This is a genomic window from Peptoniphilus sp. oral taxon 836 str. F0141, assembly GCF_000179335.1.
GTDB classification, from domain to species: Bacteria; Bacillota; Clostridia; order Tissierellales; family Peptoniphilaceae; genus Peptoniphilus_A; species Peptoniphilus_A lacrimalis.
Genome location: NZ_AEAA01000124.1, coordinates 1 through 12022, shown reverse-complemented (window position 1 = coordinate 12022; position 12022 = coordinate 1). Strand labels below are relative to the sequence as shown.

At 29.4% G+C, this 12022-nt stretch carries 12 protein-coding genes; all 12 read left to right on the top strand.

Going from position 1 to position 12022, the window contains the following annotated elements; genetic code table 11:
* The first annotated feature begins 16 nt into the window (after positions 1-16).
* A complete protein-coding gene (locus HMPREF9131_RS07020) occupies positions 17-883 on the top strand; it encodes a radical SAM protein (protein ID WP_009346185.1) in 867 nt (288 codons plus the stop codon).
* Positions 884-886: 3 nt separating this feature from the next.
* Positions 887-1723, top strand: a complete 837-nt coding sequence (locus tag HMPREF9131_RS07015; RefSeq protein ID WP_009346181.1) for a hypothetical protein — start codon at positions 887-889, stop codon at positions 1721-1723.
* The gene (locus HMPREF9131_RS07010; RefSeq protein ID WP_232202602.1) at positions 1720-2322 is read left to right on the top strand and encodes an HAD hydrolase-like protein; all 603 of its coding nucleotides are present in this window, start codon (positions 1720-1722) and stop codon (positions 2320-2322) included. The genes HMPREF9131_RS07015 and HMPREF9131_RS07010 overlap by 4 nt, the downstream gene beginning before the upstream one ends.
* Positions 2319-3566: an AI-2E family transporter gene (locus HMPREF9131_RS07005; RefSeq protein ID WP_009346142.1), complete on the top strand. Its 1248-nt coding sequence runs from the start codon at positions 2319-2321 to the stop codon at positions 3564-3566. Before HMPREF9131_RS07010 ends, HMPREF9131_RS07005 begins: the two co-directional genes overlap by 4 nt.
* A 157-nt stretch (positions 3567-3723) precedes the next feature.
* Positions 3724-4863, top strand: coding sequence for a cation diffusion facilitator family transporter (locus HMPREF9131_RS07000; RefSeq protein ID WP_009346143.1), 1140 nt, complete (start codon positions 3724-3726; stop codon positions 4861-4863).
* Positions 4864-4868: 5 nt separating this feature from the next.
* Complete coding sequence (gene trkA / locus HMPREF9131_RS06995; protein ID WP_004823842.1) at positions 4869-6251, top strand: Trk system potassium transporter TrkA; 1383 nt, start codon at positions 4869-4871, stop codon at positions 6249-6251.
* 13 nt (positions 6252-6264) lie between these two features.
* Positions 6265-7716, top strand: a complete 1452-nt coding sequence (locus HMPREF9131_RS06990; protein ID WP_009346182.1) for a TrkH family potassium uptake protein — start codon at positions 6265-6267, stop codon at positions 7714-7716.
* Positions 7713-9077, top strand: a complete 1365-nt coding sequence (locus HMPREF9131_RS06985) for an NAD-binding protein (protein WP_009346161.1) — start codon at positions 7713-7715, stop codon at positions 9075-9077. The genes HMPREF9131_RS06990 and HMPREF9131_RS06985 overlap by 4 nt, the downstream gene beginning before the upstream one ends.
* A 10-nt stretch (positions 9078-9087) precedes the next feature.
* Positions 9088-9756 (top strand): uracil-DNA glycosylase, encoded by a 669-nt coding sequence (locus HMPREF9131_RS06980; RefSeq protein ID WP_009346164.1) that lies wholly within the window; start codon positions 9088-9090, stop codon positions 9754-9756.
* A 391-nt stretch (positions 9757-10147) separates the two neighbouring features.
* A complete protein-coding gene (locus tag HMPREF9131_RS06975) occupies positions 10148-10972 on the top strand; it encodes a transporter substrate-binding domain-containing protein (protein WP_009346134.1) in 825 nt (274 codons plus the stop codon).
* 8 nt (positions 10973-10980) lie between these two features.
* Positions 10981-11703 carry an amino acid ABC transporter permease gene (locus tag HMPREF9131_RS06970; RefSeq protein ID WP_004823819.1) on the top strand — a complete coding sequence of 241 codons (723 nt, stop codon included), beginning with the start codon at positions 10981-10983 and terminating at the stop codon, positions 11701-11703.
* Position 11704: 1 nt separating this feature from the next.
* Positions 11705-12022: ATP-binding cassette domain-containing protein (locus tag HMPREF9131_RS06965; RefSeq protein ID WP_009346137.1), on the top strand; the 318-nt coding region annotated here is incomplete at its 3' end.

The window sequence follows — 12022 nt, the reverse complement described above, 5'->3', positions numbered from 1 at the left end:
TTAGAAAAGAGGAAGTATGCAATATTACGGAAATGTTTTTAGACCGCCCAGTGAGGCAAGATCTTTAATTATTCAAGCAACTGTTGGATGTGCTCACAATAAATGTAGCTTTTGTTATATGTATAAAGATGATAATTTTATAATTAGACCCTTAGAAGATATAAAAAAAGACCTCATCGAAATGAGCCAATATGGAAGTTACTGGAGAAGGATTTTTCTAGCTGACGGTGATGCTCTTGTTTTAAAAACAAGTGATCTTTTGGAGATTTTAAAAACCATCAAGCAATATTATCCCAATATTGAAAGAGTTTCATCTTATGCTACTGCAGGGGATATAAATAGAAAATCTATAGAAGAGCTTACGGCTCTTAGGGATGCAGGCCTTGAAATGTTATACATTGGCTTTGAATCTGGTGATGATGAAATTTTAAGAAAAATAAATAAGGGCCTAACTTATAAGGATTATGTATCTGCAATGGCTAAGTGTAAAGAAGTTGGTTTTAAAACTTCAATCACTATAATAGCTGGTCTTGGTGGAGTAGAACTTATGGAACAAAACGCTAAAGGTACAGCGAAAATTATTTCAGAAACTAAGCCTGATTATGTGTCTTATCTTACTATGAGAATATATAAAAATACACCACTTTATCTCGATTATATAAATGGCAAATTTAATATGCCAAATGCTGAAGAGATTTTACAAGAAATGAAAATATTTTTAGAAAATGTGGACTCAGAAGGAACAATTTTTAGGTCCAATCATGCCTCTAATTATGTGTTATTAGCTGGTACATTGAACGAAGATAAAAAGGGACTAATTGAAGCTATAGACAAAACCTTAAAAAAGAAGAATTTTGTTCCTGAAGTTTTAAGAGGTTTTTAACATATGAAAGTTTACAGATTTAACTTAGATTTAGAAAAATTTGATAATTTTTTAAACACAAATAGACTTTTTATTCTTGAAGATAAAAATATTTTAAGCAAAAAAGATTTAGATGATTTTTTGCTAGAAGAAAAAAATAAGAAATATAAAAGCCTTGTCAATAATTTTTTGAAATTAGATGTGGGTGATTTTGTTTGGCTAAGGGCAAAAGAAGAGTATGCCCTTGGCAAAATTAAAAGTAATGTTTTTTATAATGAAGCTTTGGAAGTTTCTTTAGATATTAAAAAAGTTTCTTATGAAGAAGTCCCACAAAAACTTAAAAAAGTGACAAGGGGTTCAAAACTTATCAGTATTAATGATGAGTATATATTTAGTGAAAGTAAGAAAATTTATGATAAATCTTACGACTATTCATCTTATGTGGACAGCGGACTTATAACTATAAAAAATAATAGGGCTGCCTTAGATGTAGGTTATGAAAATACCAATAGAGGAAATTTCCCACCAGCTTTAAGAAAAAGTGGGCAAGTTGCTATATATAAAGACAGGGAAAATATTAAAATAAACTATAAGAACCATAAAACTCCAGAAAAAGAAAAGCATGAAGAAAAAAATTTTGACTTAATTTTTGAGATGAATCCAAAGGAAGAGAAGGAAGAAAAAAGCTTACTTCCATTGAGAGCGTCTGATATAAATATGGAAAGTCTTCCCCTAGTTTACTCAAAATTTTTAAAATTACAGTTTGACTTTGCCAAAGAATTTACAAAAACTTCCATGGAAAATTTAGCTAAAGTAAATATTAAATTTTGGCAAGAATATTTAAAGTTGTTAAAAGAATGAAATTAATACTAAGTTTGGAAAAATTTCTCATTGACTGCTCAATGGGCATGAAAAAAGCTGCACAAATTGCTGGTTCAGTGATGGACTATAAACCACTAGATGAAATTAATCTAGAAAAGTTTTGTTCTCCATCTATAATTAAGAGTGCTATGGAAGTTTATAATATTAAAGAAATTGAGGCTAAGGTTTTTTTTAAGTGGTATGGAGATTATTTCAACAGGATTGGTAAATATGAAAATGAATATTATAAAGGTGCTTTAGAACTTTTAAATGATTTAAAAAAAGATTATGATATTTCTGTATTTACCGAGCTTTATAGTCTTCAAGCCAGACAAATTTTGAGAAAAAAGGATATTCTTAAAGATTTTGAGCTTGTTGGCGGAAAAGAAAAAGATAGAGAAAATAATGAAAAATACCATATTTTGGAGACTCTTGTTAAGAATTTAAAAACAAAGGATGAGATTGTTTTTATTTCCTCTGATATGGAAGATATAAAAGTTGCAAGTGAATTGCTTCTTAATAATATATATTATGATTTTAGTGAGAATAAAGAAATAAATGTAGATTTTATAAGGGATAAGTTGGAGCAAATAAAATGAAAATTAATAAGGATGATAAAGATAAAGATTTAGAAATTGAAGAAGAAAAACTCCACTCATCTGAGGGGAAAATAAGTTTTTCCAATGATGTATATAGAAATATTTTTCTTGTGCTTTTAGGTTTTTCTACAGTTTGTTACTTATTTTTAAATCAAAAAGGAATTTCAAAAATTTTTATAACTTTACTAAGTATAATGTTTCCCTTTATACTTGGTGGAGTTCTCGCATTTATGATAAAAATTGTACTGAATTTCTTTGAAGAAAAATTATTTAATAAGATAAAAAGTGCTAGATTTCAAAAACACAAAAGAAAAATTTCAATATTAGTTTCAATTTTTGTAATATTTTTAATAATTTTTATAATTTTAAGAATAGTTGTACCTCAATTTATATCATCTATATCAAAACTGCAAACTGCTCTACCGCCTTTAATTCAAAAGGCTATAGATAAAAGTAGAAATATAGCTTTTATAAATGAGTATTCAGATAAGATGCAAAAAATATATGATCATTTGTCTGTTTCAAAGATTTTTGATCAAATTAGAGAATTTGTTAAAAACCAAGGAGATAATTCTTCAATAAGCACGGCTTTTCAAAGAGCTTATTCGACGGCTACAAATATCTTAGGTGGTATAGTTAATTTTGTTCTTGCCCTTATAACGGCAATCTATATTTTATCTGATAAGGAACACTTGGAATATCAATCAAAAAGAATAGTTTATTCAATTTTCTCCAAAAAAACCTCAGGAAAAATATTTCATGTATTTAAGCTTTTACATCAAAATTTTGAAGGATTTATCAGGGGACAAATCATTGATTCAACTGTTCTGGGAATAATTGTCTTTATATTTTCTTTTTTGGCAAAAATGCCGAATGCTACAACTCTAGGAGTTCTTGCAGGAGTTACAAATCTTGTTCCTATTATTGGACCATTTATCGGTGGCTTTATGGGATTTGTTTTGATTGTAATTGATGATTTTTCAAAGGCTATAATATTTGTAATTTTTATTTTCATTATGCAGCAAGTTGAATCAAATTTAATCTATCCAAAGCTTGTCGGTGGTGCCGTTGGTTTACCAGCCCTTTGGACACTAATTGCAATTACTGTTGGTGGTAGCCTTTTTGGAGTTGTAGGAATGTGGGTTTTCATACCTTTAACTTCAACTATATACACCCTTATTGGCGAATATACCAAATATAAGATAGATAAAAAAGATATTGATTTAAGAATGCGAAAGGTATAGAATAATTTATCAAAAGTTAACATAATTTTAAGAAAAAAATCTATTTAATATTAAATCACTATAACTATAGTGATTTTTTACTTTTGAAAGGAAATTGATAATAAAAATCTATTAAATCTAGTTTTCTTCTGCTACAATAATTATAAAAAGGTGGTTTATGACTGATAATAAATATAAAAAAAATATAGGAAAAATAAATAGGGTAAATGAACTTACGAAGACTTCTGTATTAGGATTATTAAGTAACTTATTTTTATTTATGACTAAAGTTTTAATGTATTTTTTTACCGGTTCAATGTCTATTTTATCCGAAGCTTTAAATAATCTTAGCGACTGTTCATCATCTATTATTTCAATAATGGGTGTAAAATTTGCTCAAAAACCCAATGACAAATCGCACCCCTATGGACATGGACGTATAGAGTATTTAATAACACTTGTTATTTCAGGCATGGTTTTAGTTGTAGGGGGGAATTTTGTTTACTTTTCTTTTAAGAAGATAATCCATCCCCAAGCCTTAAACTATCCTTTTTATACTTTGGTACTTTTATTTTTATCTTTACTTGTAAAAATTTGGCAGTCAGGTTTTTATTTAAAAAAATCTAAACTTCTTAATTCTTTAGCTTTGAAAGCTCAAAGCAAGGATTCTTTATCAGATTGTCTTATAACTTCTGTAGTTTTAATTGGTGTAATAATTCAAAAATTTACCGGACTTAAAATAGATAGCTATATAGGTCTTTTAGTTGCACTATTTATAATATATACGGCAATAGAACTAATTAATCAGACAATTTCTATTTTAATCGGTAAGGGTCTAAGTGAAGAATTAAGACAAGAGATTATTTCTAAGGTTTCATCTTATGAAGGAATATCTAATGTTCATTCCATTATTGTAACTGATTTTGGACCGGAAAATATCATAGTTATACTTGATGCTGAAATTGCCTACAACTTAAGCCTAGAAGAAGCGCACAATATTGTAGATAAGGTAGAAAGAGAAGTTTCAAAACTTTTAAATATTAAGCTAATAATTCATACTGATCCTCATGGCTCAGCAAGTAAATTAATTGAACAGATAAGGAAAAAACTCCATATAATAATAAGAGAAAACTTAAATCTTTATTCTGTATATGATATAGTAAATGATGGTGATACTTTCCATATTGAGTTGGATTTTAACGGAAGAATAATAAGAGATGAAAATGCAAAGGAGGAGCTTAAAGAAACTGTTGTAAAATCTTTGAAAGAAGAATTTCCTGATTATAATTTTGTGATCAGATTACTAGCAGTTTTTTGATTATTATGAAGGCATTGATTGTTGGAGTAGGTAAACTTGGCTTTAAACTTGCCGGTGCCCTACTCGATGAAGGTTATGAAATTTGCGTTATAGATAACAATGAGGATGTAATAGAAAACGTTTCAAATGTGTTAGATGTATTTTCAGTTTGTGCAAATGCTCTAGATTTTGGGGTGTTAATGGAACTAGACATATCTACTTTTGATATAGTAATTTCTACAACAACTAATGACGAAGCTAATGTAATTTTATGCTCCATTTCTAAAAAATTAGGGGCTAAATATTCTATTGCAAGAGTTCGTGACCCTGAGTACAGAAAATATTTGAAATTTATGTCTGATGAGTTAGACATTGATTATATAATAAATCCTGAATATGCTACTGCAAAAGTTATAGATAAGTATTTATTAAAAAAATATCAACTCTATGCTAATGAAGTTGCGGGTGGAAAAATAAGGCTTGTAGAGTTTAATATTGGTCAGGATCCGGAATTTATTGGTAAAAAACTTATAGACTTAAATACTTTTGATAAATTAATTGTAGCTGCTATTTCTAGAGATGGAAAAGCCATAGTACCTAATGGTATGACGGAATTAAAAGCTGATGATGTTATACTTCTTTCCGGAATTACTGAAGATATTGAAGCTTTTGATAAAAAATACTCTGGCATATCTAAAGAAAAAACAGTCAGAAAAGTAATGATACTAGGGGGAGGTAAGGTTGGATTTTACCTTGCAAGCCTTCTTGTCAATGAAAAAATAGATGTTACAGTTATAGAACTTAATAGGGATAAGTGTGTAAACATTAAAGAGAAACTTCCTGGTGTTGAAGTAATAAATGGAGATGGAACAGATATAAATTTATTGGAAGAAGAAATGTTTCATACTTTTGATGCCTATGTTGCAGCAACTGGCATTGACGAAGCAAATTTACTTATGAGCCTTGTAGTTAAAAGAGCAGGAATTTATAAATCTGTTGCAAAAATTTCCAGGACAAATTATGACGGTATTATTGATAAGCTAAATATTGATGCTGTTTTCAATAAGTCTTACATTACAGCCTCAGAAATTTTAAAGGTTATTAGGGGTAATGACTCCCAAGCAGTCAGCCTTCTTTTAAATGCTCAAGTTGAATGTAATGAATTTATTTTAAAAAAGAAACTTGCCATTTGTGGGCAGTCACTTAAAGATTTAGCCTTACCCAAGGGCATTCTTTTCATAGCCTTGATTAGAGGTGAAGAAACTATTGTGCCAAATGGTGATACTGTTCTTGAAGATGGTGACAAGGCAGTAGTTTTTGCAACAAAAAATGAGATAAGTAATATGAAAAATTTATTTAAACGTACAAAAATTATTGATGGAATATATAATAAACTAACTAAGAATTGATATAGAGGTTAAAATGAATCGCTCGTTAATTGTTAAAATTTTAGGTATAATTTTGTTAATTGAATCCTTTTTTATGATTCCTTCTTTAGCTATATCACTTTATATGCAAGATGGCTCATCGATAGGTTTTATAGTCACAATAATTCTTCTGATTATAGTTGGTGCTTTAACAAGATTTATAGAAACTAAACATAGGACACTTGCTCCGGCAGATGGTCTTGTAATTGTAACTTATGCTTGGATACTTGTTTCAATTTTTGGATCTTTACCATTAATTATTGATATGAATATGTCTTTTCCAGATGCTTTTTTTGAAATAGTTTCAGGTTTTACTACAACAGGTGCTAGTGTAATAAATAATATTGAATCTTTTCCAAAATCTGTTGTATTGTGGAGAAGTATAACTCACTGGATTGGTGGGATGGGGATTTTAGTTTTTACAGTTTCTCTTCTTCCTAAACTTGGTGTTGGAGGTTTTCAAATTTTTAAAAGAGAATCGCCTGGACCTGTAAAGGGAAAAATTGAGGCGAAAACTTCAGACACAGCTAAAAAATTATATATTATTTATGTTGTTATAACTATTTTGCTTTTTCTATGCCTTAAATTTTTTGGCATGGATGTTTTTGATGCCTTGGTACATACACTAGGTGTTGTAGGTACAGGAGGTTTTTCTTCTAAAAACACATCTATTATGGGATATTCAACACCGATTATATTTACTATGTCCTTTTTTATGATTGTTTGTGGAAATAATTTTTCAATATATTATTCTCTTTACAGAAGACGATTTAATGAAATTATTAAAAATGAAGAATTGAGATTATATTTATTCATAACTATAGCAGCAATTTTACTTATCAGTATAGATTTATATTTAAAAGGAGTCGCAAGTCCCTTTAAAAGTTTTAGAGATGCAACATTTCAAGTGACATCAATTGAGTCTACTTCAGGTTTTGTATCTACAGATTATGACTTGTGGCCTTCATTTTCAAAATATATATTATTTGTGCTTATGTTTATAGGCTCTTGTGCAGGTTCAACTGCAGGAGGTCTTAAGGTCATAAGAATTGTCGTTTTATTTAAGTCAATAAAAAGAGAAATAAAAAGAGTTATACACCCTAGGGCAATACTTCCAATTTCTTTAAATGGTAGAATTTTAAGTGAAGAATTGGTTCAAGGCATAAATGGATTTTTTGGAATTTATATGATTGTTTTTGTTTTTTCAGTAGGTCTTATTACTCTGTCAGGAGAGGACCTAATAACTTCAATGTCTTCAGTTGTAACAATGTTATCTAATGTTGGACCAGGTTTTGCATCCGTTGGTCCTACGAAAAATTTTTATTACTTCAATGATTTCTTTAAAATTTATTTTGCTTTTTTAATGCTCTTAGGAAGGCTTGAATTTTTCACAGTTCTTGCAATTTTCTCAAGAAAAAAATATTTTAAAGAGAAGGTATTGAAATGAAAATATTGATAATAGGAGCAGGACGTGTAGGTAGCGAGCTTGTAGATGTGCTTTCCTACGAAGATGCTGAAATTTTAGTTATAGATAGGGATTCAGGAAATCTACCTTCATTAAAGAAGTCTAATGTTTCATACATTAACGAGGATATATTAGATGGGGACACATTAAATGAAATAGATTTTTCGTCATTTGAATATGTTTTGGCAGTTACCGATAAGGATAGGACAAATATATTAATTGCCTCATTAACAAAAAATTTATCCACTAAGACAATAATTAGACTTAATATTGTTGATTCTTTAGATGAAATAGAATATCTTAAAAAATCTCTTAATATTTATGAAATTGTAAATCCCGAATATGAAGTTGGAAAATTTATTAAAAACATAATCGGAAATTCATCATACTACACGGCTGATTATTTTGGTAAGGGAAAAATAGAAGTTGCCGGTCATTTAGTTGATACAGACGGGGAATTTGATAATATAGCCCTAAAGGATATCGGCTCTTTGGCAACAATTTTAGTTGTCGCTATTTTAAGAGATGGCAAATTTTTTACACCCAATGGTCAGACAATTTTACAAAAGGGAGATTATTTGTATCTCATGGGTCTTTCTAAAGATATTTCCAATTTTAAGATGGAGCATTTTCTAATAAAATCTACAAGAAAATCAAGAGATGTAACAATAATTGGTGGAAATCTCATAACCAATAAAATGATTAGTGAAATTGAAGACATCAATTTAAAAATTATAGAAGAAGACAGCAAAAAAGTTAGACTTTTTAGGGATAAAATACCAAAAGCTTTTGTAGTAAATAGACCTTATAGGGATGAAAATTTATTAAATGAAGAAAATATAAGAGAAGATAGTATTTTTATTTCTATGACAGATAATGATGAGTTAAATATAGTTTTAGGACTCATGGCAAAAAGCTTGCGCATAGAAAGGACAATAATCTCTTTAAACACAAATATTTATTCAAAAATTTTAGACCCCTTAAATATGTATAGCCATGTCGAACCTTTTACAGTAATGGCAAATGAAATTGTCAACAAAGTTTCACAAGGTTCAAAAATTTCTGTTAACTTTATGTTTGCAGGTAAGGCTCAAGTTTTTGAAATCTCAACGAGCGAAAAATTCCCTCACATAAACAAAAAAATTAAAGAGATGAATATTCCTAAGGGAATTATAATTGGTGGAATAATAAGAAGTGATGGTTTGGCTATAATTCCTAGGGGAGAAACTATTATAGAAAAAAATGATAAGCTTGTAGTTTTTTGTACAGATGATAAAAAAGAAGAATTAAAAAATTTCATAGATACAAAAAAGAAAAATTATCTTTCGTCTTTATTTAAGTAGGAGAATTTATATGGATTTTTTAAAAAATGATTGGCAAGAGCTTTTAGAAGATGAATTTCAAAAAGATTATTACAAAAACTTAAGAGAGCTACTGATAAATGAATACAAAAATTATCAAATATATCCCAAGGCAAGTGATATTTTTAATGCCTTTAACTATACTTCATATAAAGATTTGAAAGTGTTAATTTTAGGTCAAGACCCCTATCATAATCCAAACCAAGCTCACGGACTCGCCTTTTCTGTTAATAAAGGTATAAAAGTTCCCCCATCTCTTGTAAATATTTATAAGGAGCTTCATGACGATTTAGGAATAGGACCTTTTAAGGATGGTTATCTAAAATCATGGACACAAGAAGGAATAATGCTTTTAAACACAACATTAACAGTTAGAAAAAATGCCCCTATGAGTCATTCAAAAATTGGTTGGGAAATTTTTACAGACAGGGTAATTGAAATTATTGATGAAAAAAAGGAACCTATAGTTTTTATCCTATGGGGAGCTCATGCAAGAAGTAAGAAGAAATTAATAAAAAATAAAAATCATCTTGTTATTGAAGGACCACATCCATCACCTCTTTCCGCACATAGGGGATTTTTTGGCTCAAAGCCATTTTCAAGAGCAAATAAATTTTTAATGGAAAGAGGAATTGATTCACCAACTTGGGAGGTAAAATAATAGAAAATTATGCATAGGAATAGAAAACAGAGGAATTTTACGTTCTCTTAGAAAAAAATAGATCATTAAAAACTATAGCCTTAATTTAAGGCTATTTTTTATAAAATGTTTTTAAATAAAAAGTTTTTATAAAAAATACTTGCTTTTTTTATTTTATATGATTATAATGTTAAAAAGCTTTGAAGAGAGGAGTACCTTTAAGGAAGATTTTAGAGAGTGCACATAAGGTGAGAGGTTGCATAGTTGGAATTTTAGGGAATAAAGGCTTGGAGCTTAATCGTTTGGCTTACGTTACAAAGCTCACAATGAGGCTTTATGCAAAATTGGGTGGTACCACGAAACTTTCGTCCCATAGGGATGGAAGATTTTTTTATTTTAGGAGGAAAAAATCATGAGAAAAATTTTTAAATTATTAGTAGCTTTATCATTAGTTCTGACATTGGTGGCGTGTGGTAAAGATAAAAAAGAAGATGAAAATGTTCTTAAAGTAGGAATGGAATGTGGTTATGCACCATTTAACTGGACTCAACTTGATGATAAAAATAATGGGGCACAAATTGATGGAGCAAAGGAATATGCAGGCGGCTATGATGTTATGATGGCACAAAAAGTTGCACAAGCCTTAGGAAAAAAATTGGTAATAGTAAAAACAGAATGGGATGGTCTTCCACCAGCTTTACAAGCAGGAAAGATTGATTTAATTATGGCAGGGATGAGCCCTACACCAGATAGAGCAAAAGAAGTTCAATTTACTGAACCATATTGGCAAAGTCAATATGTAATGATAGTAAAAAGAGGTTCTAAATATGAAAATGCAAAATCATTAAATGATTTTAAAGGTGCAAAAATTTCTGCTCAACTAAATACAGTTCACTACGATCTTATCGACCAAATAGATGGAGTTATAAAAGAAGAAGCACAAAGTTCTTTCCCTGAACTTAGAGTTGCTTTACAATCAGGAGTTATTGATGGATATGTTGCTGAAGTGCCTGAAGCAAAGTCAGTAGAATCTGCAACAAAAGATTTAGTTTCAGTAAATTTCCCAGAAGGTCAAGGATTTACAGTTAAAGATAATTCAAACCTTGTGTCTGCAGCAGTTAAAATTGGCAATAAAGAATTATTAGATGCTTGTAACAAAGTATTCTCAAATATTAGTGAAGATGAAAGACAAGAAATAATGAATACTGCAGTTAAGAATCAACCAGCTAATAATTAAGGTGAATTATGACAAAAGTATTAGAACTTTTTACTAGATACAAGCCCTTATTTTTTAATGGCACTTTAAATACTTTAAAAATATCAATTGTAGCTACAATTTTTGGACTTATTATAGGACTTATCACTGGAACAATAAGAACTCTACCAAAGAAAAATGGTTTTGGCGGATTTTTACAAAAAGTCGTTAATTTATTAATTTCGGCATATATTACTCTTTTTAGAGGAACACCAATGATGGTTCAAGCATCACTTTTATTTTACGGATTTCCCTTGTTCTTGGGAGTAGATGTAGATAAGATACTCACAGCTTATATAATAGTTTCTGTAAATACTGGAGCTTATATGTCTGAGGTTGTACGTGGAGGAATTATATCAATAGATAAGGGACAATGGGAAGCCTCAAGAGCATCAGGACTTAGTCATATACAAACAATGCTATATGTAATAGGACCGCAAACTTTGAGAAATATCTTGCCTGCAACAGGAAATGAATTTGTAATAAATATAAAAGATACATCGGTATTAAATGTAATTGGAGTTGGAGAATTGTTCTTTGCTGCAAAAACTGTAGCAGGTCAATCTTATTCATACTTTGAAACTTATTTTATAATTTTAATTATTTATTTACTGCTAACTACAGTAATTACAGAAATTTTGAGGCAAATAGAAAAAAGATTAGAAGGTCCTGTATCTTTTGAGTTAAAAATGGGAAATCAACAACAGGTGTAAAATGGAAATATTAAGAATTGAAAACTTAAGAAAGAAATTTGGGACAAATGAAGTCTTAAAGGGAATTTCCCTTAATGTAAATAAGGGAGATGTAATTTCTATAATAGGCAAGTCAGGAAGTGGCAAGTCCACATTTTTAAGATGTATAAATAGGCTTGAAGAAGCAAGCGAAGGAAATATATATTTTGAAGGAAAAAATATCATGGATAAGGACTGTGATTTGAAAAAAATCAGGTCTAAGATGGCAATGGTTTTTCAAAATTTTAATCTATACAATAATTTAAATGTATTAGATAACTGCACCCTTGCTCCTACAAAA

What these genes read in the sequence shown, in the direction of transcription:
- HMPREF9131_RS07020 (WP_009346185.1), top strand. Translation starts at nt 17, where the DNA reads ATGCAATATTACGGAAATGTTTTTAGACCGCCCAGTGAGGCAAGATCT.
- HMPREF9131_RS07015 (WP_009346181.1), top strand. Translation starts at nt 887, where the DNA reads ATGAAAGTTTACAGATTTAACTTAGATTTAGAAAAATTTGATAATTTT.
- HMPREF9131_RS07010 (WP_232202602.1), top strand. Translation starts at nt 1,720, where the DNA reads ATGAAATTAATACTAAGTTTGGAAAAATTTCTCATTGACTGCTCAATG.
- HMPREF9131_RS07005 (WP_009346142.1), top strand. Translation starts at nt 2,319, where the DNA reads ATGAAAATTAATAAGGATGATAAAGATAAAGATTTAGAAATTGAAGAA.
- HMPREF9131_RS07000 (WP_009346143.1), top strand. Translation starts at nt 3,724, where the DNA reads ATGACTGATAATAAATATAAAAAAAATATAGGAAAAATAAATAGGGTA.
- trkA (WP_004823842.1), top strand. Translation starts at nt 4,869, where the DNA reads ATGAAGGCATTGATTGTTGGAGTAGGTAAACTTGGCTTTAAACTTGCC.
- HMPREF9131_RS06990 (WP_009346182.1), top strand. Translation starts at nt 6,265, where the DNA reads ATGAATCGCTCGTTAATTGTTAAAATTTTAGGTATAATTTTGTTAATT.
- HMPREF9131_RS06985 (WP_009346161.1), top strand. Translation starts at nt 7,713, where the DNA reads ATGAAAATATTGATAATAGGAGCAGGACGTGTAGGTAGCGAGCTTGTA.
- HMPREF9131_RS06980 (WP_009346164.1), top strand. Translation starts at nt 9,088, where the DNA reads ATGGATTTTTTAAAAAATGATTGGCAAGAGCTTTTAGAAGATGAATTT.
- HMPREF9131_RS06975 (WP_009346134.1), top strand. Translation starts at nt 10,148, where the DNA reads ATGAGAAAAATTTTTAAATTATTAGTAGCTTTATCATTAGTTCTGACA.
- HMPREF9131_RS06970 (WP_004823819.1), top strand. Translation starts at nt 10,981, where the DNA reads ATGACAAAAGTATTAGAACTTTTTACTAGATACAAGCCCTTATTTTTT.